The organism is Corynebacterium capitovis DSM 44611, from assembly GCF_030440535.1.
Taxonomy (GTDB): Bacteria; Actinomycetota; Actinomycetes; order Mycobacteriales; family Mycobacteriaceae; genus Corynebacterium; species Corynebacterium capitovis.
Genome location: NZ_CP047117.1, coordinates 753754 through 779356, shown reverse-complemented (window position 1 = coordinate 779356; position 25603 = coordinate 753754). Strand labels below are relative to the sequence as shown.

General features: G+C 64.9%; 21 protein-coding genes. 16 read left to right on the top strand and 5 right to left on the bottom strand.

Annotation, left to right across the window (positions count from 1 at the left end; genetic code table 11):
- The first annotated feature begins 11 nt into the window (after positions 1 to 11).
- Entirely contained in the window at positions 12 to 1001 is a 990-nt protein-coding gene (locus tag CAPI_RS03855; protein WP_018016724.1) for a nicotinate-nucleotide--dimethylbenzimidazole phosphoribosyltransferase, read from the top strand.
- Here the strand turns inward: CAPI_RS03855 and CAPI_RS03850 are convergent.
- Complete coding sequence (locus CAPI_RS03850) at positions 998 to 2104, bottom strand: branched-chain amino acid aminotransferase (protein WP_018016723.1); 1107 nt, start codon at positions 2102 to 2104, stop codon at positions 998 to 1000. The genes CAPI_RS03855 and CAPI_RS03850 overlap by 4 nt on opposite strands.
- Positions 2105 to 2186: 82 nt before the next feature.
- Here CAPI_RS03850 and panC point away from each other — a divergent pair, with 82 nt between their 5' ends.
- Positions 2187 to 3014 (top strand): pantoate--beta-alanine ligase, encoded by an 828-nt coding sequence (gene panC, locus CAPI_RS03845; protein WP_018016722.1) that lies wholly within the window; start codon positions 2187 to 2189, stop codon positions 3012 to 3014.
- On the opposite strand, the gene panB is transcribed toward panC, so the two are convergent.
- Complete coding sequence (panB, locus tag CAPI_RS03840) at positions 3011 to 3856, bottom strand: 3-methyl-2-oxobutanoate hydroxymethyltransferase (RefSeq protein ID WP_018016721.1); 846 nt, start codon at positions 3854 to 3856, stop codon at positions 3011 to 3013. The genes panC and panB overlap by 4 nt on opposite strands.
- Before the next feature lie 100 nt (positions 3857 to 3956).
- Here panB and CAPI_RS03835 point away from each other — a divergent pair, with 100 nt between their 5' ends.
- The 7 genes from CAPI_RS03835 to lipA all read left to right on the top strand — a co-directional run bounded on the left by CAPI_RS03835 (position 3957) and on the right by lipA (position 14268).
- A complete protein-coding gene (locus tag CAPI_RS03835) occupies positions 3957 to 5444 on the top strand; it encodes a leucyl aminopeptidase (RefSeq protein ID WP_018016720.1) in 1488 nt (495 codons plus the stop codon).
- A gap of 141 nt (positions 5445 to 5585) precedes the next feature.
- Positions 5586 to 7787: a 2-oxoglutarate dehydrogenase, E2 component, dihydrolipoamide succinyltransferase gene (sucB, locus tag CAPI_RS03830; protein ID WP_026157007.1), complete on the top strand. Its 2202-nt coding sequence runs from the start codon at positions 5586 to 5588 to the stop codon at positions 7785 to 7787.
- A gap of 195 nt (positions 7788 to 7982) precedes the next feature.
- A complete protein-coding gene (gcvP, locus tag CAPI_RS03825; RefSeq protein WP_018016718.1) occupies positions 7983 to 10868 on the top strand; it encodes an aminomethyl-transferring glycine dehydrogenase in 2886 nt (961 codons plus the stop codon).
- 10 nt (positions 10869 to 10878) lie between these two features.
- Positions 10879 to 11958, top strand: a complete 1080-nt coding sequence (gene gcvT, locus CAPI_RS03820; RefSeq protein ID WP_018016717.1) for a glycine cleavage system aminomethyltransferase GcvT — start codon at positions 10879 to 10881, stop codon at positions 11956 to 11958.
- A 2-nt stretch (positions 11959 to 11960) separates the two neighbouring features.
- Positions 11961 to 12347, top strand: a complete 387-nt coding sequence (gene gcvH, locus CAPI_RS03815) for a glycine cleavage system protein GcvH (protein WP_018016716.1) — start codon at positions 11961 to 11963, stop codon at positions 12345 to 12347.
- Between the two features lie 20 nt (positions 12348 to 12367).
- A complete protein-coding gene (lipB, locus tag CAPI_RS03810) occupies positions 12368 to 13150 on the top strand; it encodes a lipoyl(octanoyl) transferase LipB (RefSeq protein ID WP_018016715.1) in 783 nt (260 codons plus the stop codon).
- A gap of 74 nt (positions 13151 to 13224) precedes the next feature.
- Positions 13225 to 14268, top strand: coding sequence for a lipoyl synthase (gene lipA / locus CAPI_RS03805; protein WP_018016714.1), 1044 nt, complete (start codon positions 13225 to 13227; stop codon positions 14266 to 14268).
- Positions 14269 to 14343: 75 nt separating this feature from the next.
- On the opposite strand, the gene CAPI_RS03800 is transcribed toward lipA, so the two are convergent.
- Both CAPI_RS03800 and CAPI_RS03795 read right to left on the bottom strand, forming a co-directional pair.
- Positions 14344 to 16419, bottom strand: a complete 2076-nt coding sequence (locus CAPI_RS03800; protein ID WP_018016713.1) for an acyl-CoA dehydrogenase family protein — start codon at positions 16417 to 16419, stop codon at positions 14344 to 14346.
- Between the two features lie 30 nt (positions 16420 to 16449).
- Positions 16450 to 17745, bottom strand: coding sequence for an acetyl-CoA C-acetyltransferase (locus CAPI_RS03795; RefSeq protein ID WP_018016712.1), 1296 nt, complete (start codon positions 17743 to 17745; stop codon positions 16450 to 16452).
- 250 nt (positions 17746 to 17995) lie between these two features.
- On the opposite strand from CAPI_RS03795, the gene CAPI_RS03790 reads away from it, so the two are divergent.
- The 6 genes from CAPI_RS03790 to CAPI_RS03765 all read left to right on the top strand — a co-directional run bounded on the left by CAPI_RS03790 (position 17996) and on the right by CAPI_RS03765 (position 23607).
- Positions 17996 to 19330, top strand: coding sequence for a 3-oxoacyl-ACP reductase (locus CAPI_RS03790; protein ID WP_018016711.1), 1335 nt, complete (start codon positions 17996 to 17998; stop codon positions 19328 to 19330).
- 4 nt (positions 19331 to 19334) lie between these two features.
- The gene (locus tag CAPI_RS03785; protein WP_018016710.1) at positions 19335 to 20291 is read left to right on the top strand and encodes a MaoC/PaaZ C-terminal domain-containing protein; all 957 of its coding nucleotides are present in this window, start codon (positions 19335 to 19337) and stop codon (positions 20289 to 20291) included.
- Between the two features lie 46 nt (positions 20292 to 20337).
- The gene (locus CAPI_RS03780) at positions 20338 to 22008 is read left to right on the top strand and encodes a (2,3-dihydroxybenzoyl)adenylate synthase (protein ID WP_018016709.1); all 1671 of its coding nucleotides are present in this window, start codon (positions 20338 to 20340) and stop codon (positions 22006 to 22008) included.
- 24 nt (positions 22009 to 22032) lie between these two features.
- Positions 22033 to 22257 (top strand): phosphopantetheine-binding protein, encoded by a 225-nt coding sequence (locus CAPI_RS03775; RefSeq protein WP_018016708.1) that lies wholly within the window; start codon positions 22033 to 22035, stop codon positions 22255 to 22257.
- Entirely contained in the window at positions 22250 to 22639 is a 390-nt protein-coding gene (locus CAPI_RS03770; protein ID WP_211205594.1) for an enterochelin esterase domain-containing protein, read from the top strand. The genes CAPI_RS03775 and CAPI_RS03770 overlap by 8 nt, the downstream gene beginning before the upstream one ends.
- A 170-nt stretch (positions 22640 to 22809) precedes the next feature.
- Positions 22810 to 23607: a DUF4191 domain-containing protein gene (locus CAPI_RS03765; protein ID WP_018016706.1), complete on the top strand. Its 798-nt coding sequence runs from the start codon at positions 22810 to 22812 to the stop codon at positions 23605 to 23607.
- A gap of 16 nt (positions 23608 to 23623) precedes the next feature.
- Here the strand turns inward: CAPI_RS03765 and CAPI_RS03760 are convergent, their stop codons facing one another.
- Positions 23624 to 24055 carry an RDD family protein gene (locus CAPI_RS03760; RefSeq protein WP_018016705.1) on the bottom strand — a complete coding sequence of 144 codons (432 nt, stop codon included), beginning with the start codon at positions 24053 to 24055 and terminating at the stop codon, positions 23624 to 23626.
- Between the two features lie 102 nt (positions 24056 to 24157).
- On the opposite strand from CAPI_RS03760, the gene glnA reads away from it, so the two are divergent.
- Entirely contained in the window at positions 24158 to 25603 is a 1446-nt protein-coding gene (gene glnA, locus CAPI_RS03755) for a type I glutamate--ammonia ligase (protein WP_018016704.1), read from the top strand.

The window sequence follows — 25603 nt, the reverse complement described above, 5'->3', positions numbered from 1 at the left end:
AAAGGTCACCCGTGTCAGGTTACTTCTCCCCCGTCGAGTCTCCTTCCGCTTCAGCCGCTCAGCGAGTGCGCAGCACGCTGCAAGCTTCGGCGCGCGGGCGGTCCTTCGGGCGCCTCGCCGAGATCGCCTCGTGGGTGGCGGCCTGCCAAGACACCCACATCCCCGAGCCGTTCTCCCGTCCCCGCGCCGTCATCGTGCCGGGCAACCACGGGATAGCCCACCGCGGTCTGTCTGCGCATTCCGTCGGCGCGGCACGGGTACAGGCCACCGAGATCGCGGCAGGTGGCGGGCCGGTCAATGTGGCCGCCCGCGCCGCGGGTTGTTCCGTCCGCTTGGTCGACGACTGGGTTGACGTGGCCACCCCAAGCGTCGACGAAAGTGACGCGATGACGCGTGAGCAGGTCGAAGGCGCGCTCCGGGTCGGCTGCTCCGTCGTTGACCAGGAGATCGATGCCGGTACCGACGTCATCGTCCCCGGCGACCTCGGCGCGGGGAACACCACGATCGCGTCCATTCTCTACGGCGTTCTCACAGCCACGGAGCCGGTGGCCGCGATTGGCCGGGGCAGCGGAATCAACGACGAAGCGTGGAAGGTCAAAGTCGCCGTGATCCGGGACGCCATGTTCCGGGCCCGCGCGCTGCGTAGCGACATCCCCGGGCTCCTCGCGGCGGTGACCTCCCCCGACTTCGTCACACTGGTGGGGGTCATTGCCCAGTCGGCGGTGCGCCGCACCCCCGTCGTCCTCGATGGCCCCTATTCCGTCATGGCCGCGCACTGCGCGGAGCTGCTCGCCCCGGGAACGAAGAAGTGGCTCCTCGCCGGCCAGCTCGGCACGGAACCGTGCCAGCCGGCTATTCTCTCGGCTCTCGAGGTAACCCCCATCATGGCGCTCGATATCGCCACAGGCCAGGGCACGGGTGCGCTGCTCGCCCTGCCGGTTATCAACGCCGCGGCGGAGATGGTTGGGGATGAACTGCGCGTGCTGGAAGGCGCGCGCTAGGCGTCGATAAGCGAGAGGTTCCACCCGTGCGTGTCAGGCGCCTCACCCTGTTGGATTGCGCGTAAACGCTCGCGCAGCTGCAGCGTCACCTCGCCGGCTTCGTTGCCGTTGATGACGAACTCCCCTTCCCTGCTGAGCACCCGCCCGACGGGCGTGATGACCGCGGCGGTGCCACACGCCATCGTTTCGGTGATCGAACCGGACTCAACGCCCTCGCGCCACTCGTCGACGCTGATCCGCCGCTCCTCTGTCCGGTATCCGAGGTCCTCGGCGACCTGAAGGAGCGAGCCCCGCGTCACCCCAGCGAGAAGCGAGCCGCTAAGGGCGGGTGTCACCACTTTCGCGGTTGGCCCCGACCCCTCCACGAAGATGAGGTTCATGCCACCCATTTCCTCGATGTATGTCCGCTTGATCGCATCGAGCCAGACCACCTGGTCGCAACCCTTCTCCTCAGCCTCCGCCTGCGCCAGGAGAGAGGCCGCGTAGTTCCCTGCAAACTTCGCGGCCCCAGTTCCGCCGGGGGCCGCGCGGACGTAGTCGTGGGAAATCCACACGCTCACCGGCGAGACCCCGCCCGTGAAGTAAGCGCCCGCCGGGGACGCAATGACGTAGAAGGTGTACGTGCTCGATGGCTTCACCCCGAGCGTCTTTTCCGTCCCGATCATGAAGGGGCGGAGGTAAAGCGATGCCTCCCCGCCGGCCTCGGGCACCCAGTACTTATCGACGTTCACCAGCTGCCGCAGGGACTCGATGAAGAGGTCCTCGGGCAGCTCTGGCATTGCCAAGCGGTGCGCCGACTGCTGCATCCTCCGCGCGTTTTGCTCGGGGCGGAATGTGGAAATCGAGCCGTCCGCGTGCCGGTACGCCTTCAAACCCTCGAAGATAGCCTGACCGTAATGGAGCACGTTCGTGGCCGGGTCCAGGGAAATTGCTTCGTATGGTCGCACCTGCGGGTGGTGCCAGCCGTTGTCGCGGTCCCAGTCGATGGACACCATGTGGTCTGTAAACTCGCGGCCGAATGCCGGGTCCGAGAGGATTGTGGCGCGCTCCGCCTCGCTGCGGGGGGTTGCCGTCGTCGTCACTGCAAATTCGGGGAGGCTCATGGGGAGAACTTTACTCCCTCCCGAATAGCGGAATGCCTGTCCCATATCTAGGTCGGCAGCGGGCCTGTTTTAAGGTGTCGGCATGAGCACTACCCCGCGTATTTTCACTACTCGGGCCGAGATGACTGCCGCGGCGCTCGGCCAGACTGGCCCGGTTGTCCTCGTTCCCACGATGGGAGCCCTTCACGAGGGGCACGCTGATCTCGTTCGAGAGGCCAAACGCGTCCCCGACGGGTTCGTCGTGGTCAGCATCTTTGTCAATCCGCTGCAGTTCGGGGCGGGAGAAGATCTAGATGCCTACCCGAGGACGCTGGAGGCGGACGTCGAGAAGCTTTCGGCTCTGGGCGCCGACGCGGTCTTCGCTCCTTCGGTAGCAGAAATGTACCCGGCGGGCCCGCGGACCACCGTTCACCCTGGGCCGCTTGGCGAAGAGCTCGAGGGTGCGGCACGCCCGACACACTTCGCCGGGGTACTCACGGTGGTGACGAAACTGTTGCGTATCACCCGATGCACACACGCCGTGTTCGGGGAGAAGGACTACCAGCAGCTCCAACTCGTCCGCCAGCTCGTCTCCGATCTCGACCTCGGGGTGCACGTCATCGGCGTTCCCATCGCTCGCGCCGAGAGCGGGCTCGCGCTGTCCTCCCGCAACCGGTACCTCAGCGACAGCCAGGCGCGGGAGGCGGCGATACTCAGCGCGGCACTGCGTGAGGGCGCCGCCCACCACGACGCCGACGCGGTGCTTGCCGCCGCGCGGGCCGTTGTGGATTCAGTTCCGGAAATCGAAATCGATTACTTGGAGCTGCGGTCCGCCGAACTTGGGGAGCCCCGACCTGGCAAGAACCGGTTGCTTATCGCCGCACGCGTCGGCGGAACCCGGTTGTTGGACAATATAGAAGTGACGCTTTAGGACGCGAAGCTGTGCTCGGCTGCCGGGAAGCTTCCCCGCTCGACGGCGGTTCGGTAGGCCACGGCGGCGTCGATGAGCGATTGCCCAACCTCGCCGAACGCGGGCGCGAAGCGCGGCGACACGGCTCCCGGGATCATCCGCGCCATGTCATGCCAGACGAGAACTTGGGCGTCGGTTCCGGGCCCCGCGCCGATGCCGATGGTCGGCACCGGGCAGGCGCTCGTGATGTCCGCCGCGAGCTCGGCGGGGACCATCTCGAAGACAACGAGGTCGGCTCCGGCAGCTACGACGGCATCGGTGTCCGCGCGCACCTGCGCGGCGCCGTCGCCTCTGCCCTGCACCCGGAACCCACCCAGGGAGCTCACGGACTGCGGTGTGAACCCCACATGGGCGCACACGGCAAGCCCAGCGTCTTTGAGCGCCCTGATACGCGGGGCAATGCGCTGTCCGCCCTCGATTTTGACGGCGTGCGCCCCGGAAGCTGACAACAGCTCGGTGGCGCTACGCACCGCTTGCTCGTTGGACGCCTCGTAGCTTCCGAAGGGGAGGTCCACGACGACAAAGGCCCGCCCCGCCCCGCGAACAACGGCTGCGGCAAGCGTGGACATCTCCGCGACGCCGATGCGGCTTGTCGAGTCGTAACCAAGCACGACATTGGCAGCGGAGTCCCCGACCAGCAGGCACTCGATCCCAGCGGCCGAGAACACCCGGGCCGAGGAGTAGTCGTATGCCGTGAGCATGGCCCAGGGACGTTGTCCTTTGAGGGCAACGAGGTCGCGCAGGCGGATCGGTTTGTCCCCGTCGGCGTAGTGCGGGGTGTAAGTCGGGGTTCGATTGGTCATCCGTGTGCATCCTTCCAAAAGCCGGTGGCCACGTCAGGCGCCGGGGTACGGTTGGGATCGACATAGAAGCATAACTTCCGGAAAGGTGCACCGAACCACTGTGACGTACCCAACTTTCAACGTGTCTCTGCCGGCCCGCGGTCGAACCCTCCACACGGAGTTCGTCACCTCCGTCCCTGCCGATCCGGGGGCGGCGCTCGTCCCCGTCGCCAAGGGAGAAGGCCTTGAGGTCCCGGTGACCGCTTTAGGCGCCGGCGGACTCCTCGAAGCTTTGGAGTCCATGGGCGCGACCGGCAAGGCCGGGGAGATCACTCGGGTCCTTCTCGACGGTCGCGTGGTCATCGCCTTCGGCCTCGGAGATTCCGACGAGATTGACGACGAGGCGGTGCGCCGCGCAACGGGTTCGCTCGCTCGCGCGCTCTCCGGCGTTCCGCGCGCGACCATCACCACCGAGTTCGGGGTCGGCCCCGTCGTCGAAGGGTTGTTGCTCGGTGGGTATTCCTACGCGGGGCTGAAAAACCCCGGGGAGGACGACGCGGAGACCCCGGATTCCACCACGCGAATCACGGTCGTCGGCGACGAAGGCAACCGGGCGGACTACGACCGCGCCGTCGCTGCCGCCGAGTCCACGCTTCTTGCCCGCGACCTCGTCAACACCCCCGCCAATTTCCTTTACCCCGAGTCCTACGCCGAGATCATCAGCCAGGTCGCCGGGCAATGCGGTGTCCAGGTCGAAGTCTTCGACGAGGATTACCTGGAGAAAAACGGGTTCGGCGGGATTCTCGCCGTCGGCCGGGGTTCTGCGCGACCGCCTCGGCTGGTCCACTTGACGTGGCACCCCGCTGGCGCGGCGACGTCGGTGGCGCTTGTGGGTAAGGGGATCACCTTCGACACGGGTGGCATTTCCCTCAAGCCGGCCTCGAAGATGGAAGAAATGATCTCCGACATGGGCGGGTCCGCCGCGATGGTCGGGGCACTCTCCGCAGCGGCGCGTCTCAACCTCAACGTGCGCGTCGAGGCGTGGCTGCCGCTTGCCGAAAATATGCCATCCGGTTCCGCTACCCGCCCGGGGGACGTAATCACCCACTACGGCGGCATCACGAGCGAGGTTCTTAACACGGACGCAGAAGGGCGCCTCGTGCTTGCCGACGCGATCGCGCGCGCCTCCGAAGACCACCCCGATTACCTTTTGGAAGCGGCCACTCTGACAGGTGCGCAGCTCGTCGCCTTGGGCAACCGGACCGCCGCAGTGATGGGATCCGAAGAGCTGCGTGACCTCGTCGCTGGCATCGGGCGGAGTGTTGGCGAGCCGGCGTGGGCCATGCCGTTGCTGGAGGAGCAGGAGGAAGAGATGACCTCTCCTGTAGCGGATATCCGCAACGTCCACAACGCCCGCACCGGCGGCATGCTCTACGCCGGCCTCTACCTGTCTCGGTTTGTGGCCGACGGAACCCAATGGGTGCACCTAGACGTCGCGGGGCCCGCATGGAACTCCGCCGGGACCTATGGATACACCCCGAAACGCGCAACCGGCGCCCCGGTGCGCACGCTCGTCGCCACACTAGAGCGCATCGCGGCCGGGCTCTAAAACTCACTCCGACGCGCGCCGCCGAGAGCCCGTATTTGCCTCCCCGTATCTCGCGCCCCCGGAACTACGGCAAGTGCCGGTTGGGGGTACCCTAGTGATTCAAAGCGTCCGAAAACTAACCCGCGAGGAGACTTTAAGGAAATGGCTCACTCTGTAGAGATGCCGGAGCTCGGCGAGTCCGTCACTGAAGGCACGATTACGACGTGGCTGAAGTCCGTCGGCGACACCGTCGAAGCTGACGAGCCACTGCTGGAAGTCTCCACTGACAAGGTGGATACGGAAATCCCGTCCCCCGTCGCGGGTGTCCTCCTAGAAATCAAGGCCGAGGAAGACGACACCGTCGAGGTCGGCGAGGTCATCGCCGTTATCGGCGAGGAAGGCGAGGGAGCCACGGACGCGGACGCTGGCGCGTCGTCCGACTCCGAGCCTGCGGATGCTCCCGCTGAAGATTCCGCTCAGCATTCTGCTGAAGAGAAGCCTCAAGCGGCGCCGAGGTCCTCCGGTTCCGCGACGGACGTTGAGATGCCAGAGCTCGGTGAGTCCGTAACCGAGGGCACGATTACGACGTGGCTGAAGTCTGTGGGCGACACCGTCGAGGTCGACGAGCCCCTGCTCGAGGTCTCTACGGACAAGGTTGACACTGAAATCCCCTCCCCGGTCGCCGGGACGCTTGTCGACATCCTTTTTGAAGAGGATGACACGGTAGAGGTTGGCGCGGTGATCGCCCGCGTGGGCGACGCCGATGCGGCCGCATCCAGCGATGACGGCGCCCAGGCGAGCGACGGCCCGGGCGAGGAAAGCGTCGCCGACGAGCGTGAGGAAGTCAAGGAAGACAACGCCACTCCCGGCGAGGGCGACAACCCGATGGATACCCCGGAGAAAAAGCCGAACCAGGGTTCCAGCGCAAACAAGAAGGGTTCGGGCGAGTCCGTCGAGGTCGAGATGCCGGAACTCGGCGAGTCCGTAACCGAGGGCACGATCACGACGTGGCTCAAGTCGGTTGGCGATATCGTCGAGGTCGACGAGCCCCTGCTCGAGGTCTCCACCGACAAGGTTGATACTGAAATCCCCTCCCCAGTCGAGGGAACCATCCTCGAGATCCTCGCGGAGGAGGACGAAACTGTCGACGTGGGACAGGTCATCGCCCGCATCGGCGACGCCTCGGCTGGCTCCGGCGACTCTGCCGATTCTTCTGAGCCCAGTGACACCGTCGCCAGCGGCAACGACGACTCCGAGGAGCTGGAAAAGGACGACGCCAAGGAAGAGGAGCGTCGCGAAGCGAAGCAGGAGGAGAAGAAGCTAGACACCGCTCCGAAGGACGCCGAGGAATCCAAGTCCTCTCAGCCCTCTCAACCCACTGCACCGCGTAAGCCCGCCGCTCCGCGCGAGGATGGCAAGACCCCGTACGTGACGCCTCTCGTTCGCAAGCTCGCTGAGAAGCACGGTGTGGACCTGAACACCATCGAGGGAACCGGGATCGGTGGCCGCATCCGCAAGCAGGATGTCCTCGCGGCTGTCGAAGGCGCTAAGCCCTCCCAGGAACCGGCTGCGGAGGCAAAGACGGAAGCCGCGAACCCCCGCGCCAATTGGTCGACGAAGTCCGTCGACCCCGCCAAGCAGGACCTGATCGGAACGACTCAGAAGGTCAACCGTATCCGCGAGATCACGGCCGCGAAGATGGTCGAGTCCCTGCAGACGACCGCCCAGCTCACGCACGTCCAGGAAGTGGATGTCACACGTGTGGCCGAGCTGCGCAAGAAGGTCAAGGCCCAGTTCCAGGAAAAGCACGGGGTGAACATCACCTACCTCGCGTTCTTCGTCAAGGCGGCGGCCGAGGCCCTTGTCTCCCACCCGAACGTCAACGCGTCCTTCAACGCGGAGACCAAGGAGATCACCTACCACCCGGATGTCAATATCGGCATCGCGGTAGACACCCCGCAGGGTTTGCTTGTGCCGGTGATCAAGAAGGCGCAGGAGAAGAACCTCGCTGAGATCGCGCACGCAATCACCGATCTGGCCGACCGCGCTCGCAACAAGAAGCTGAGGCCGGATGACCTCTCCGGAGCGACGTTCACGGTGACCAACATCGGTTCCGAGGGCGCCTTGCTGGACACCCCGATCCTCACCCCGCCGCAGGCTGGCATCCTGGGCACCGCCGTGATCGAGAAGCGCCCGGTCATCGTGACTGAAGATGGCATCGACTCCATCGCCATCCGCCAGATGTGCTACCTGCCGTTCACGTACGATCACCAGCTTGTCGACGGCGCCGACGCAGGCCGGTTTGTCACGACGGTCAAAGACCGCATCGAGGCGGGCAACTTCGAGGCCGATCTGGATCTCTAAGCCCGGCTAATACGGCCCCACGCAGCCCCCACAGCCCCCAGGCGATGACCCGCCTCGGGGGCTTTCGAGGGTTGTGGCCCGCTGAACAGGGGTTATGCGGCTCTGCTACTCGCGTGTCCGGTGGTGTCTGCGACGTCGTTACACTTGTGGCTAGCTAAACGTGTTAGTTAGTTCACCGCAGAGCAAGGAGACGCTTTGGATTACATCTCCCGTCACATCGGCCCGGACCAGTCAGAGCAGCGCGAGATGCTCGCGGTCCTGGGTTACAACAGTGCGACCGACCTAGTATCTGCGGCCATGCCCCCCGGCATCAAAGCCTCTACTGAGATCTCGTTGCCCGCTCCTCTCACGGAGGCCCAGGCGCAGGGCCGTTTGCGAGAACTCGCCAGCAAAAATACGGTGCTCAAAGCCTTCCACGGCCAGGGTTTTTCTTCCACGATCACACCGCCCGTGATCCGCCGGGGCATCGTTGAAGACGCAGGCTGGTACACCGCGTACACCCCGTACCAGCCCGAGATCTCCCAGGGGCGGCTCGAAGCCCTCCTCAACTTCCAAACGATGGTGGAAGACCTCACCGGCTTACCTGTCTCCAACGCATCGCTTCTCGACGAAGCTTCGGCCGCCGCGGAGGCCGTCGGCCTCATGTCGCGGGCCGTGAAGAAGGGCCGCAGGGTTCTTCTCGACGCCCGCCTCCACCCGCAGGTCCTCGCGGTGAGCGCCGAACGTGCTCGCGCGATCGACCTCGAAGTTGAGGTGATCGACATCGCGCAGCCGGTCGTCGGCGATGACATCGTCGGTGCCGTCGTGGCGTACCCCGGCACGGAGGGCGATGCCGTCGATCCGCGCCCCGTCATCGAGGCCGTCCACGAGCGCGGCGGCCTTGTCACCGTTGACGCCGACATTCTGGCGTTGACACTTCTCGAATCGCCGGGTGAGCTCGGAGCCGATATCGCCGTGGGCACGACGCAGCGCTTCGGCGTCCCACTGTTTTACGGCGGTCCTCACGCCGCGTACATGACCGTCTCGGACAAGCTCAAGCGCCAAATCCCAGGCCGCATCGTCGGCGTGTCCGTTGACGCGGAAGGCTACCCCGCCTACCGCCTCGCGCTGCAGACGAGGGAGCAACACATCCGCCGCGAGCGGGCCACGTCCAATATCTGCACGGCCCAGGCATTGCTCGCGGTGACCGCTTCGATGTACGCGGTCTACCACGGCCCGGATGGGCTCAGGGAGATCGCGCGAACGGCGCATGGTTATGCAGCGCGGTTCGCGGCGTCGATAAGCGAGGCCCGCGTGGGCACTGTCAAGTACGACCGCTTCTTCGATACCGTCGCCGTGGATGTGCCGGGTCGCGCCGCGGAGATCAAGGACGCCTTGGCCCGGGAAGGCTACCTCGTTCGTGGTGTCGGCGCCGACACCGTGGTGGTCAGCTTCGGTGAAAACACCGAGGAGGCCGACCTCGCCGCCCTCGTCGGCGGTTTCGGGGCGAGCGTGGCGGAGTCGGCGGAAGACCGTCTGCCCGAGCTGGCCCGCAGCACCGATTTCCTCACCCATGAGGTGTTCAACGAGGTCCATTCGGAAACCCAGATGATGCGCTACATCCGCAAGCTGGGCGATAAGGACCTCGCGCTTGATCGCACGATGATCCCGCTCGGTTCGTGCACGATGAAGCTCAACCCCACCGCAGGACTGGAAGCAATCACGTGGCCCGGATTCGCCGATGTCCACCCCTTCACGCCGGATGAGTACACGGCCGGTTGGCGCGAGCTGATCAATGAGCTGACCGAATGGCTCGTGGAACTCACCGGGTACGCCGCCGTCTCGCTGCAACCGAACTCGGGTGCCATGGGCGAGCTCGCGGGGCTACTGGCTATCCGTCGCTACCACCTGTCCAGGGGCGAGATCGGGCGTGACATCTGCCTCATTCCGGCGTCGGCGCACGGGACGAATGCCGCCTCCGCGACCCTTGCGAACCTCCGCGTGGCAGTTGTAAAGACGGCCGACGATGGCTCCATTGACCTGGCCGATCTTGACGCGAAGCTGGAGGAATACGGCGAGCGCGTAGCCGCCATCATGCTCACGTACCCGTCGACACACGGCGTGTACGAGGACACAGTGCAGACCGTCTCGGAGAAGGTGCACGCCGCCGGCGGCCAGGTCTACATCGACGGCGCGAACATGAACGCGCTGACGGGGATTGCCCGCCCGGGCGACTTCGGCGGAGACGTCAGCCACCTGAACCTGCACAAGACGTTCACCATCCCCCACGGGGGAGGCGGGCCCGGGGTCGGTCCCATCGGGGTGGCCGAGCACCTTGTTCCCTTCCTCCCCTCCGATCCTCAGCAAACCCGCGAGGACGCAACCACGGAAACCCCCGTAGACCGGGGTGTGCCCGTCGCGTCGACAACCTACGGCTCGGCGGGCGTGCTGCCGATTTCCTGGGCCTACATCGCGATGAGCGGAGCTGATGGGTTGCGCCAGGCCACCGAGCGCGCGGTGCTGGGCGCGAACTACCTGGCTCACGAGCTCGGTGAGGACTACCCGGTCCTGTACACAGGTGAACATGGCCTGGTTGGTCACGAGTGCATCCTGGACCTCAACGGCATTGCCAAAGAAACCGGGGTGACCGCCACCGATGTGGCGAAGCGCCTCGTAGACTACGGTTTCCACGCCCCGACGCTGGCTTTCCCCGTCGCCGGTACGCTCATGGTCGAGCCGACCGAGTCCGAAGACCTGGGAGAGCTCAAGCGCTTCGTGGAGGCAATGCGCAGCATCCGCGCCGAGGCACAAGAGATTGCCGACGGCTCCGTGGACTACGACACATCCGTCATCCACAACGCGCCGTACACCGCGCTCAGTGTCTCGCGGACGGAGTGGCCGTACGAGTTCAGCCGCGAACAGGCCGCCTACCCCGTCCCCAGTTTGCGCCACGACAAGTACTTTCCCCCGGTACGGCGCATCGACGAGGCATTCGGTGACCGCAACCTCGTGTGCGCGTGTCCGCCACCGGAGGCGTTCGACATCACGCCGCAGCCGGTTGAAGAGAACGATGTGACCGCGACGGAAGAAAACAAGAAGTAGGACAACACCCATGCCAGAATCTCCCCTTTTGTCCGCCCACGAGGCGCTCGGTGCGTCGTTCACCGACTTCGGTGGTTGGACCATGCCCCTCAAGTACGGCTCCGAACTCGAAGAACACCGCGCCGTGCGCAATGACGTCGGTATCTTCGATCTATCCCATATGGGTGACATCTCCGTGAGCGGACCAGATGCAGCCGCGTTTCTGGATTACTGCCTCATCTCCCCCATGGCCAACCTGAAGGTGGGCAAGGCAAAGTACTCAATGATTGTCGCCGAGGATGGCGGCATTCTCGACGACCTCATCACCTACCGGCTCGCAGACGAGCGCTTCCTCGTCGTGCCCAACGCAGCCAACACCGACACCGTGTGGCAGGCGTTCCGGGCGCGGGCGACGGGCTTCGATGTCGAATTGCGCAATCAAAGTGAAGAAACCGGTCTCGTTGCGGTCCAAGGGCCCCGGGCGTGTGAGGTCATCGAGCCTCTTCTCGACGCCTCCCCCGCCGACCTGAGCTACTACTCCGCCGCGGAAATGACGATGCGCACCGGTACAGGCGACGTGAGCGTGCTCGTAGCCCGCACCGGTTACACCGGTGAGGACGGATTCGAACTCTTCGCGTCATTCGCCGACACTCCCGCGGTGTGGGAGGCGGTGATCGGTTCTGGCATCCCCTGCGGTCTCGCTGCGCGTGACTCCCTCCGGTTGGAAGCCTCCATGCCCTTATACGGCCACGAGCTGACGAAGGACATCACGCCGGTCGAGGCGGGCATGTCTCGGGCGTTCCAGAAGAAAGAGGGTGACTTCGTGGGCAAAAGCGCCCTTTCCGGTCGGGAGCCGCGCACGGTCATCGCGGGCCTCACCTCCGAGCAGCGGCGCGCTGCACGCGAGGGGTCGGAAATCTTCCTCGGGGACCAGCGCATCGGTGTCGTGACCTCCGGCCAGCCCTCCCCCACGCTCGGCCACCCCGTCGCGCTCGCCCACGTTGATCCTGCCCACGCTGACGTCGGAACTGACGTCGACGTTGACATCCGCGGACGCCGCTACCCGTTTAGGATTAGTCAGACCCCGTTTTACAAACGAAAGGACGCGTAACCATGACACTGCCGGACTCTTTCTCTTACTCCGAGGACCACGAGTGGATCAACACCGCTGCCGAGGCTGCCGTCGGTGCGACAGTGCGCGTGGGCATCACCTCCGTCGCAGCGGACCGGCTTGGGGAGGTCGTCTTCGCCGACCTACCCCAGGTGGGTGACACCGTCACCGCGGGAGAGACCTGCGGCGAAATCGAATCCACCAAGTCCGTCTCCGACCTGTACTCTCCCGTGACCGGAACCGTGACGGCAGTCAACGAGGAGATCGACGGCAACTTCGAGCTCATCAATTCCGACCCGTTCGACGCCGGCTGGCTCTACGAGGTCCAGGTTGACGAGGTCGGGCCCCTGCTTAGCGCGGCGGAGTACGCCGAAGCCAACGGGATTTGACGGCAGGGTAAAGTTGGGGCATGTCCTCCGCCCCTCGCGACCCTTTCTTTCCAGCCGACGCCTCGATCCGATCCTCAGCCGCTCCCATATCGGTGCGCGAGCTGGGGCTCATAGACTACGAGGAGGCGTGGCGCCTGCAGGCCGAGCTGGCCAAGCAACGCGGGCGCGACGAGATTGGTGACACCGTGCTCGTCCTCGAGCACCCATCAACCTACACCGCGGGCAAGCGCACGCAGCCGTCCGATTTGCCTCAGGATGGCTCCACGGTCGTGACGGTGGACCGCGGGGGGCGCATCACCTGGCACGGGGAGGGCCAGCTCGTGGTCTATCCCATCATCAAGCTCGCCGACCCGGTTGACGTCGTGGACTACGTGCGCCGGCTCGAGGAGGCGATTATTGAGGCCGTACGAGCCGTCGGAGTTCCCACGGCGGGGCGGATCGACGGCCGCTCCGGGGTGTGGGTACCCCACACCACACTGGCCGCGGACCCGGCAGCCCCGCGCCGGGACCGCAAGCTTGCCGCCATCGGGATCCGCGTCACCCGCGGCGTCACGATGCACGGTCTAGCGATCAACTGCAATAACAGCCTTGAGGCGTACGAGCACATCGTCGCTTGCGGGATCGACGACGCTGACGTGTCCACCCTGAGCCTCGAGCTGGGCCGCGAGGTCACTCCGGACGATATAGCGCGACCCCTTCTCCCCGCGCTGGACTCTGCCCTTGCCGGCACGCTCGCGGTGGCCGACCACACCTTCGCTTCGGCGCCGGACCCGTCGAAGGGCTTGCGCAAGGCGGCTCAATAGGACGCCGCCCGGGCGGTGGTGACAAGCGGGGGGTGACCCTCGACACTGTGTGACACGTTCACTACGGTGGACGTGTGACTGTTGCACCTGAAGGCCGCAAGCTGCTTCGCATTGAGAAGCGCAACGCCGAAACCCCGATCGAACAAAAGCCGCGGTGGATCCGCAACGCCGTTAAGACGGGGCCTCAGTACGAGGACTTGAAACGCAAGGTCAAGGGCGCTTCCCTTCACACGGTGTGCCAAGAAGCCGGGTGTCCCAACATCCACGAGTGCTGGGAATCGCGCGAAGCCACCTTCCTTATCGGCGGCGCGAACTGCTCGCGCCGGTGCGACTTCTGCCAGATCAACTCAGCGAAGCCCGAGCCGCTGGACCGCGGCGAGCCCCAGCGCGTTGCCGAGTCCGTCCAGGAAATGCAGTTGAACTACTCCACGATCACGGGCGTGACCCGTGATGACCTCGAGGACGAGGGCGCGTGGCTGTACGCCGAGGTGGTCCGCAAGATCCACGAGCTTAACCCCAACACCGGCGTGGAAAACCTCACCCCGGACTTCTCGGGCAAGGCCGATTTGCTGCAGGAGGTCTTTGAGGCTCGTCCAGAAGTTTTCGCCCACAACGTCGAGACCGTGCCGCGCATTTTCCGCCGCATCCGGCCGGCCTTCCGCTACGACCGTTCCCTTGACGTTATCCGCCAAGCGCGAGATTTCGGGTTGATCACCAAATCCAACCTCATCCTCGGCATGGGTGAGACGCGAGAGGAGGTGCTCGAGTCTCTCCGCGACCTCGCCGATGCAGGCACCGACATCATCACCATCACGCAGTACCTGCGTCCCGGGCCGATGTACCACCCGATCGAAAGATGGGTCAAGCCGGAGGAATTCATCGAGTACCGCGACGCGGCCTACGAGATGGGCTTTGGCGCCGTCATGTCCGGCCCGCTCGTGCGCTCGTCTTACCGCGCAGGCAAGCTCTACGTGGAGGCTATGGCGAGCCGCGGGCGGGAGCTGCCAGACAACCTCAGGCACCTCGCCGAAACCTCGCAGGGTGACACCGCCCAGGAGGCCTCGACCCTTCTTAACAAGTACGGGCCATCGAAAGAGACGCCGGTGGTGACCCGCTAGAAGCAGCTGCTTGCCGACGCGCCAGTGCCCCGCCTCCCTTAAGGGACGCGGGGCACCGTCGTCAAGCGTGGCCTCTTAGCTCCTATCGGTCCCGCCGTTGACCATCATGGGTCGCTCGAGCACGACCTCTGGGATCTTGAAGGCGTCAACGAGGACTTCCGACCAGGGCCCGAGCGAGTCAACGAGGTCGTTGATCGCGGCCTTGGCGGCCTTGACGCGCCCGCCGGAGAGCACGTTGTGGTCGAGGTACCAGTCCGCATTGCGGACGATGGTGTCGAGCACAAACAGGTGGCGCACCTGCTCGTAGACCTGCCGGGCTGAGGAGCCCTCGGGAAGCGAGTTCTCCGCATTGAGCATAGCTTGGACCATCATCCGGTCACCATAGGAAATCGCGGCCTCGAGGAGGTGGTCCTGGGAACGGTCGATGACCTTGGCCGCCTCAGAACGCTCCATCTTGCGCGCCACCTGCACCCTGCGGACCAGGGAGTTGAGCACCTGCTCTTCGCGGGTCTGGACGATGCGCAACTGCGTTTCGGCGTCGAAAAGCGAACCGGTGCCCGTCACACGATCCTGCAGGGACTGGACGCTGGCCGCGATACCGGAGCGACGGGTGAGAATGTCGCCGATATTGCCGGCCACGAACTTCGCCATCCCGAACGGGGAAAGCTCGGCCACGTCCCAGCTGTAGGCCGTCAGCAGGTTCTTGCCCACGAGCTGGCGCAAGATCGTGTCGTCACCTTCGAAGGTGGTGAAGACGTCGACGTCCGAACGGAATGTCGTCAGCAGGTTCTCCGTCATATACCCTGCACCGCCGCAGGCCTCGCGGCATTCCTGCAGGGTCCGATTGGCGTGGGTCGAAGCCGTCGATTTGAAAATAGCGGCAAGGGATTCCGTCTCGCGGCTTGCCCGGTCCTGCTCCTTGGTCGGGTTCGTTTGATCCCAGTCGCCGGCGGAAATCGCGTTGGTCTGCGCCTGAAAGCGGTCCAACAGCTGGTTTTGGAAAGCAGCCAGGGCGTACGAGCGCGCGAGGGGGATGAGGAGGCGGCGGCGGTGAACGCGGTAGTCAATGAGGCGGGACTCTTGCCCGATCGTCTCCGCTTCGAACTGACGGCGGATATTGGCGTACTTAACCGCAATAGCCAAGCCGGCGCGGGTCGCCCCCGCTGCGGAGGCGCCAACACCCAGGCGCCCGCGCACCAGCGTGGCTAGCATGGTGAAGAAGCGGCGGTTCGGCGACTCAATCGGCGAGTAGTAGGTGCCGTCCTCGGCGACATCCGCGAAGCGGTTGAGCAGGCGCTCGCGTGGGACGCGGACGTGGTCGAACTCCAGCATGCCATTGTCCACGCCGAGCAGACCGCCTTTGTGGCCGTGGTCGGAGGTTGTCACGCCCTCGACGGGGGATCCGTCATCTTCCCGGATGCGAACGACGAAGCAGTGCACGCCTTTCGACTCATCCGAGTCCGGGGTGTGAAGCTGTGCGAAAACAGCAGCCCAGCGTCCGTCACGAGCCGCGTTACCGATGTACGCCTTTTTCGAGCCGGGGTTCGGGGAGTTAATAATGAACTCTTGGGTCTCCGGGTCGTAGGTCGCGGTCGTTTCGATGTGTTGAACGTTTGAGCCATGGCCGATTTCTGTCATGGCGAAGCAACCCAGCATGGACAGGTCCATCGCGCCTCGGGCAAACTCAACGTGCCGCTCCGTGCCCAGCGCGTCAACGGCGCCGCCCCACAGACCGAACTGAACACCCGACTTAATGCACAGAGAGTTGTTCACTTGGGCGAGCAGCTCAAGGGAAGACACGCCCGCGGCAACCTGGCCTTTGCCACCGTTTAGTGGCGAGAAGGAGTCCTGGATGCGTCCTGCTTGGGCCACTTTCTCGACCAGTCCGAGGTTGTAGGCGCGCAATTCGTCCAGGGTGCCCTCCACCGGGGGGAGGAGATCGGGGTCGTTCAAGAAGAGGCGCAAGCCGTTCTTAATGTCGGCGTAGTTGCCGTCTAGGACGGCAGCCAGGTCCTCGACGGCGGAAGGATCCGGGGTCCCCGGCAGGGTGGCCGGGCGGTTGGCCTCGGGCTTCGCTTCAGCCCGGGCACCGGCTGCGTCGGTGACGTCGACGGCAGACCCGCGGTTTTCGGTATTCGTGGGAGTTGACATAGTGGGTATTCCTTTCGACTTATCCCGGGATTAACGTTCGATGATGGCGACGACACCTTGCCCGCCGGCGGCGCACACGGAGATGAGTGTGCGGCCACCGCCATTGAGGGCGAGAACCTTGGCTGCGGTAGCGAGAATGCGCGCCCCTGTCGCTGCAAACGGGTGGCCGGCGGCTAGAGACGAGCCTTTTACGTTGAGCTTTGAGCGATCGATGGAGCCAAGCGCCCCGTCAAGCCCGAGGCGGTCGTGGCAGTAGGTGTCGTCTTCCCACGCGGCTAGAGTGGCAAGTACCTGGGAGGCGAAGGCCTCGTGGATCTCGTAGTAGTCGAAGTCTTGCAAAGTAAGCCCGTTGCGCTCCAGGAGGCGGGGCACCGCGTACGTTGGGGCCATGAGCAGGCCGTCGCGACCGCCCACGAAGTCCACCGCCGCGATCTCGGAATCGACAACGTAGGCCAGCGGCTCAAGACCGTGGGATGCGGCCCACTCTTCGGAACCGAGAAGGACCGCCGCGGCACCGTCGGTAAGCGGGGTTGAATTGCCCGCTGTCATCGTGGCCGTGCCGCCGTGCTGGATGGCGTCCTTCTTGCCGAAGACGGGCTTGAGAGTGGAGAGCTTCTCTACGCTGGAATCGGGACGCAAGTTGGTGTCGCGCTGCACGCCGAGGTACGGGGTGAGCAGGTCGTCGAAGAAGCCCTCGTCGTAGGCCGCCGCGAGGTTCCGGTGGGAAGCGACAGCCAACTCATCCTGCGCCACGCGGGAGACATCGAATTCCCGGGCTGTGATGGCGGCGTGCTCGCCCATGGACAGGCCCGTGCGGGGCTCACCGTTGCGAGGCTGATCCGGTACAAGGTGGCTGGGACGCACGGAGCCAAACAGCTTGAGCTGGTCGATGGGCTTTTTGGCCTGCGAGGCCTTGATAAGTGTCTTGCGCAGCTCGTCGTTGACCGCGAGTGGCGCATCCGACGTCGTGTCGGAACCGCAGCCGATGCCCGATTCGATCCGTCCCAGGGCGATCGCGTCAGCGACCTGAATCGCGGAGGTCAGGGAGGTACCGCAGGCGTGCTGCAGATCGAACGCAGGGGTCGTGGAGGACAGCGCCGAACCGATAACGGACTCGCGGACGAGGTTGAAGTCACGCGCGTGCTTCAGCACGGCGCCACCCACCACCTGGCCTAAACGCTCATCCTGCAGCCCATACCGGGCAACCAGACCGTCAAGGGCGGAAGTAAGCATGTCCTGATTGGAGGCGTTCGCGTACTCCTTGTTGGAGCGAGCGAAAGGGATGCGGTTGCCGCCGAGAATGGCGACCTTACGGGGCTGATTCACGGGCTCATTCCTTACTGGTTGGGGCCGTTCGGGAGTCGATGGTGGGCGTCGGTAGATAACCGAAATCGATGGATACTGTGTGTACCGTACATTACAGTTATCGTTGTATCGTAAGCTACATCACGAACGAAACAAATTCGTAGTGTTAGACACTATTGTACGGATTTTGTCTCGTCCGGTGAGTTGCACGGCAGTCTGATCCTCACGCTTCACAACCGCTTCTAACCCGCTTTCAAACAAGGAGAAACTCGTGGCCAAGCAGGGCTTCCTCGAAAAGTTCATCAATTCCCCTCTCGCCGCTAAGGCGGGCGTGCCGCAGGGTTACCCCCTACGCCGATTCAAGCAAGGCGAACCCCTCCTCCACGGGCCCGTCGTGGTCGGCGGGCAGGGTCGACTGCGCGATGCGCTGACCTCGGTCCTCGAGGGGCCGTACAAGCTTCTGAAGGCGGAAGCAGACACCCCACGCGCCGGCGTCGTCTTTGACGCCACGGACATCACGACCCCCGAGCAGCTCAACCAATTGCACGAGTTCTTCCACCCCCAACTGCGCAAGATCGCCGACAACGCTCGTCTCGTTGTCATCGGCACGACGCCTGAGCTTATCGACGACTCCGATTCCCGCATCGCCGCCCGCGCGCTCGAAGGCTTCACTCGTTCCTTGGCCAAGGAGATGCGCAAGGCGGCCACCGTGCAGCTCGTCTACGTCGACCCGGCCATTGATTCGACGAACTTCGGTGGCGTCGAGTCCACCCTGCGCTTCCTCCTGTCGGGTAAATCCGCGTATGTGGACGGCCAAGTCATCCGCATCACCTCGGCCGGGGCTGAGTCCCCCGCTGACTGGGAGCGCCCGCTAGCGGGGCGCATTGCCGTCGTGACGGGTGCCGCCCGCGGAATCGGGGCAGTGATCGCCGAAGTTCTCGCGCGCGATGGCGCCAAGGTGATCTGTGTGGACGTCCCCCAGGCCGGTGAGGGTCTCTCCGCGACGGCGAACAAGGTCAAGGGCACCGCCCTGCCTCTCGACGTAACCAATCCGAGCGCCGCCGAGGAAATCGCCCGCCACGCCCAGGAGCGGTACGGCACGAAGGTCGACGTCGTTGTTCACAACGCGGGTGTCACCCGCGACAAGCTGCTGGCCAATATGGACGATGCGCGGTGGAACATGGTCCAAAACATCAACCTGGTCGCGCCCGTGCGCATTACCGAAAAGCTCATCGAGCTCGACGCCCTCGGTGAGAAGCCGGCCATCATCGGCGTGTCCTCGACGTCCGGGATCGCAGGCAACCGCGGGCAGACCAACTACGCCACCACCAAGGCCGGGATCGTCGGTTTCGTCGACTCACTGGCCGAAACCGTCGCCGCACTGGGTGGGAACATCAATGCCGTCGCTCCGGGCTTCATCGAAACGGACATGACCGCCGCGATGCCCACCGGCCCCCGCGAGGTCGGACGCCGGATTAACTCGCTGCAGCAGGGTGGCAAGCCGGTCGACGTTGCAGAGACCGTGGCCTACTTCGCGTCGACAGCCTCAACCGCGGTGAACGGCAACACGGTTCGCGTCTGCGGCCAGAGCATGCTGGGGGCGTAGGGCGATGACAACCGTGTACAACAGCACCGATGGCGGCAGCCGTTACGAGGATCTGGGAGCGGTCCCGGACATGAACACGGTGATGCGTCGCATCGTCACCGGCATGGTCCCCGTCGTGGGGACGCGTCACGTTGCGGATAAGGACCCGAGCTCGCGCCTCGAGGTTCGCGGAGTGCGCGTCGACCCGTCAGACCTCGCCGCCTACGCCACTGCGACCGGACTGCGCCTGAGCAACGAGCTTCCCCCGACGTACCCCTTCGTCATCGGGTTTCCCCTCACAATGGAATTGATGAGCCGCGCGGACTTCCCCTTCGCGCCGACCGGCGCCGTGCACGTGGCAAACGTCATCGAGCAAAAGCGGGCGCTGCGTGTCGATGAGTCCTTTACATTCCGCACCCGCGGGGAACGTCTCCGTCCGCACCGCAAGGGCTTGCTGATTGACATCGTGACCGATGTTTTCGTGGAAGGTGAGACCGACAACGAGCCGGTGTGGACACAACGCGCAACCATGCTCGCGCAGGGCGCAAAGTTTGCGAAATCCGCACCGGTCTCGCTGACCACGCGAGGTCAAGACGACGCTCGCATGCTCGACCGGCCCGAGGTTCCGGACATCGCGGCGAACGCCCAGTGGACGTGGACCCGCGACAACGTCCGCGCCTATGTAAAAGCCTCGGGCGACTCGAACCCAATTCACACCTCGGCGCTGGGCGCGAAGGCGTTTGGCTTCCCCGGGGTCATCGCGCACGGCATGTTCTCGGCGGCCGCGGTGCTCCAGCTCTTGGAGGGAACACTCGGAGGTGCGCTGCGGTACTCGGTGGAGTTCCATAAACCCGTCGTTGTTCCGGCGCGCGTCTCAGCGTGGGCGCTCGACCAGGGTGAGAGGACGACGGGAATCGAGCTACGCAACGCCTCCAAGCCCGAGAAGCTCCACCTTAACGCGCAGGTCGAACACCTCGCCTAGCGCCCCCTTAGGTAAGCATATCCTTCGTTAGGGTATGCTTACTCGCGTGTTTGAGCCATCCTTTACCGTCCCCGGGGTCTTCTCCCCCGAGCACCACTCCTACCCCGCAGAAGCGGAGGAACGTTACCGCTCCGCCGGGTATTGGACGGCCGAGACCTTTGCGGGCTTTCTCGGCGCTGCCGCCGCTCGTTTCGCCTCCCGGCCCGCCGTCACGGGCTACGACTACTCGGGGCGCTTCGTCTCGTGGACCTACGCTGACACCGCCGCCCGCGCCACCGCCGCAGCGGGGATGTTCTACAGGGCCGGGGTACGCGAGGGTGATCGCGTTGTGGTTCAACTGCCCAATATCGTGGACTACGTCGTCGCGGTGTTCGGCCTGTTCGAGCTTGGCGCGCTGCCGGTCTTTGCTCTGCCCGCCCACCGCGGGGCCGAACTGCAGCACTTTGTCAGAGCCACCCGCGCGTCGGGGCTTGTCACCGTCGGCACGTGGATGGGGTTCAACCACCGCGAACTGGCCCGCGGCCTGCGCCGCGAGCACCCGCACCTGCGCGTGTTCATCGTCGACGGCGAGCCCGGCGAGTTCGAGCCCTTCTACCCGCCCGAGCACGCCCCGAACACGACCCCCACGCGGCTGCCCCGCCCGACGCGGCCCGAGACGTCCATCGCCTTTCTCCAGGTATCGGGCGGAACCACCGGAGTGCCGAAACTCATCCCTCGCACCCACGCCGACTATCTGTATTCGGTGCGCGCGAGCGCCCACATCTGCGGGCTGGGTCCGGACACGAAAATGCTGGTCGTCCTCCCCGTCTCCCACAACTTCACAATGAGCTCCCCCGGCATCCTGGGCGTCCTGCTCACCGGGGGCGAGGTCATTTTGTCACGGGCCCCTGACCCGCGGACGGCACTGGGTCTCGTCGAAAAGCGATGTGCCACGATGACCGCCGTCGTTCCCCCGCTTCTCATGACATGGCTGGCGCACGCGGACTCCATCGGGGCCGACATGTCTAGCCTCGAGCTCATCCAAGCGGGCGGGTCGAAGCTGCCCGAAGCTGCGGCGAGACGCGTCCCCGAGGTATTTGGCTGCCGCCTCCAGCAGGTTTTCGGGATGGCGGAAGGGCTCGTCAACTACACCCGCGCGGACGACCCCGCCGACATCGTCGCTACGACCCAGGGCACGCCGATCAGCCCGGCCGACGAGATCCGCATTCTTGACGACGCCAACCAACCCGTCCCCGACGGCACCCCCGGGCATCTGACCACGCGCGGGCCGTACACCATCCGCGGGTACCTGGGCGACGTGGACAGGGAGAGTTTCAGCCCCGACGGATTCTACCGCACCGGTGACATCGTGCGTCGCCTGGCCTCGGGGCACCTCGTCGTCGAGGGGCGGGCGAAGGACCAGATCAACCGCGCGGGAGAAAAAGTTTCGGCGGAGGAGGTAGAAAACCACCTCGTGGCCCACCCCGACATCATCGACGCCGCCGTCGTCGCGGTCCCCGATGCTCGACTGGGTGAAAAGACGTGCGCCTACGTCATCGCGGCGCGGGACCTCACGCACGCCGACATCCGCGCGCACCTCAAAGATCGCGGCGTCGCTGCGTACAAAATCCCCGACGGCTCCGTGATGACAGATTCTTTCCCGGTCACGGGCGTGGGCAAGATCAGCCGCCGTGAATTGCGGGCGGCGCTTGCACACCTCTCGACTACTCACTCCTGACACACAACCGAAAGGATCCCGTTCATGGCATTGAGCGAAGCCACCATCATTGCGGATATCGCGGAAGCGGTTGGGGCGGCGCCGGGGGGCGTCGATAAGAATGCCCCCTTGGAAGACCAAGGGCTCGACTCCCTAGGCATCGTCGACCTCGCGGAGAAGTGGCGCTCCGAGGGCGAAGAAGTCGATTACTTCGACCTGGTTGCCCTCCCCACGGCGCAGCAGTGGATCGAGCGCTTGGCCGGTGAGTAGCCCGGTGCTGCGCGCCGGGGAGATCGTCACCCGGCTCACGGGGGCGTGCCCTAGGCGCGTGGAGGAGTTCATCTCGTCCATCCGCCCCGGCGACCTGCCCGCGTGGGATGCGGAGACAAACAACGTCACGTTTTGCTACCACCACCCGAACGCGCCCGCCGAAGCCGGGGTCCACCTTCGCATCAACCGGCTGACGGACAAAAAGAACTACCCCCGCGGAGTCATGGAGCGGGTTCCAGGGACGGATCTGTGGGTCACCGAGCTCAACATCTCCCCCACCCTGCGGGCAAGCTACGGCTTCTCGACGTTCACCGGGCCCGCCCCCACCAGCACCCCGCCGCCGACGTTCGGCGCCCCTCCCAGCCAAGCCTTACTTTGGTAAGGGTAGCCTTTACTGGTCGCAATCTCCAGGGCCGCTAGGAAATCGTTGATAAGGTTCAAAACTCCTGGAAAACTCACCCCCGCGCGGGGTAATCCGACCCGGCCCTCCACTTCGCATGTGGCTCAAACCCCGCTTGGTGCGCCCTGTGACCGTCGCTTAGAGTGGGTGCCATGGCGAATGCGAAGGGCACCCCAAAGAATGCTGCGGCGGGCACATCGAAAAAAGAGCTGCGCGCCGCAAAACGCGATCAGCGTAAGAACACCCGGGGGCAGATCTGGCAGGCGTTTAACCTGCAGCGTAAGAGGGACAACAAGCTCATCCCCTTCATGCTGCTCAGCCTCATCGGCACCGCGCTGCTGTTCTTCCTCGTCGGCCTACTCTGGGGCGGCCAGTGGTACATGCTCGTCATTGGCCTCCTCGCGGGGGCGGCGCTGGCCGCGTGGCTCTTCAGCCAACGGCTGCAAAACTCCATGTACGACGAGGTGGGCAATCAGCCGGGGGCAGCGGCGTGGACGCTGGAGAACATGCGCAGCCAGATGGGCATCGCATGGGTGACCAAGACATCCGTGGCCGCGAACCAGCAGATGGATGTCGTGCACCGCGTCGTGGGCAACCCCGGCGTCATTCTCGTCGGCGAGGGCAACCAGAACCGGCTGCGACCGATGATGGCCAAAGAACGCAAGCGCATCGACCGGCTCATCGCAGGGGCGCCGATCACCGAGATTGTCATCGGCGACGGGGAGGGCCAGACCCCGGTGCGGGACCTGCAGCGCAAGCTCCTCCGCCTGCCGAAAAACTACACCAAAGACGAGGTGTACAGCCTTTCCACCAAGCTCGACGCGATGGATACCCGCACCCAAAGCGGCGCGCGCTCAGGCCTCCCCGGCGGGCCCCTCCCCCGTCAGGCGCAGTCAATGGCGGGCATGAACCGCCGCATGCGTCGCATGCAGGAGCGCAAGGGCAAGTAGCGCCCCAGGGCAAGAGCTAGGCGCGGATCACGGTCGTCGCGGTGGCGCGGTCGTGCATGCCGCGCCCGTTGGCGTCGACAAGCGCGGCCGGCAAAATAAAGAACGTAAAGATCGAGCGCAACGCGGCACGCCAGAATCCCACCCGCTCCCCCGGCTGATCAACACGCGCGACGCCCATCCCCAGCAGGGCCATCCCCGGGGTTCGCGCGAAGAGCCACCCCGACATGATCCCGAGCGCGAGCCAGAGAAACACTGTCACCGTCGCCACGTCGCCCAGCGCCTTGGTGAACATGGCGATGAAGCCGGCCACGATCCAGCACATCACCCAATCGATCGCCACCGCCGCCATGCGCCTGCTTACCGACGCCTGCGCGCCCGGCCCCGACTCCGGCAGCCCAAGATCCTGCCCCGGGTAGGTCGCGCCCGCCTTTTCGATGGAATTCGCCATGCACGTCACCCTACTGAAGCCCGGGCCAGATTCTTACCGAGGGTGCAGGCGGTAGGGGGTAGTATTGGCGTGTTCACTGGCGCCGATCAAGGAGTACCCACCGTGGCCCGCAGCAACTTCGAGAACATCGAAGAGGTCAAGAAGTTCATCCAGGACGAGGAGGTGGAGTTTGTTGACGTTCGGTTCACCGACGTCCCCGGCACCGAACACCACTTCACCATCCCCGCGTCCATGTTCGACGAGGACGTCGTCGAGGATGGGCTGGCCTTCGACGGATCCTCGATCAGGGGCTTCACCACCATCGACGAATCCGACATGACCCTCATGCCGGACTTGGCCACCGCCAAATTGGACCTCTTCCGCACAGCCAAGACCCTCAACGTGAAGTTCTTCGTCAACGACCCCTTCACGCACGAAGCGTTCTCCCGCGACCCGCGCAACGTGGCGCGCAAGGCGGAAGACTACCTCGCCTCGACCGGCATCGCCGACACGTGCAACTTCGGCGCCGAGGCCGAGTTCTACCTGTTCGACTCGATCCGCTACCAGGTCGACGACCACAAGGCCTTCTACGACGTCAACTCCTCCGAGGGCTGGTGGAACCGCGGTGCCGAAACGGAGATCGACGGAACGCCGAACCTGGGCTATAAGAACCGCATCAAGAGCGGGTACTTCCCCGTCCCGCCCTACGACAAGACCGTCGACGTGCGCGATGCCATGGCGCTCAACCTCACCGCGTCCGGATTTGATGTTGAACGCTTCCACCGCGAGGTGGGCAACGGCGGCCAGCAGGAAATTAACTACCGCTTCAACACCCTCCTCCGCGCGGCGGATGACCTGCAGGATTTCAAGTACATCGTGAAAAACACCGCCAAGCAGTTCGGCAAGAGCGCGACGTTCATGCCCAAGCCGCTGGCCGGTGACAACGGCTCCGGGATGCACGCCCACCAGTCCCTGTGGAAAGACGGCAAGCCGCTCTTCTACGACGAGTCCGGCTACGGCGGCCTCTCAGACATCGCCCGCTACTACATCGGCGGCATCCTCGAACACGCGGCGACCGTCCTTGCCTTCACTAACCCGACGCTAAACTCCTACCACCGTTTGGTCCCGGGCTTCGAGGCACCGATCAACCTGGTGTACTCCCAGCGCAACCGCTCCGCCGCCATCCGCATCCCGATCACCGGCTCTAACCCCAAGGCGAAGCGCATCGAGTTCCGCGCCCCGGACCCCTCGGGCAACCCCTACCTCGGGTTCGCGGCGATGATGCTGGCCGGCATCGACGGCATCAAGAACAGGATTGAGCCGCACGCTCCCGTCGATAAGGATCTCTACGAGCTGCCGCCGGAGGAAGCCAAGGAGATCCCGCAGGCGCCGACCTCGCTGGAAGCCGCGATCAACGCGCTGGAAGATGACCACGACTTCCTCACTGAGGGCGACGTGTTCACCGAAGACCTCATCGAGGCCTACATTCGCCTCAAGCGCGAGCGCGAAATCGCCCCGGCCCGTCTGCGTCCGACGCCCCTAGAGTTCGAGCTTTATTACGACTGCTAG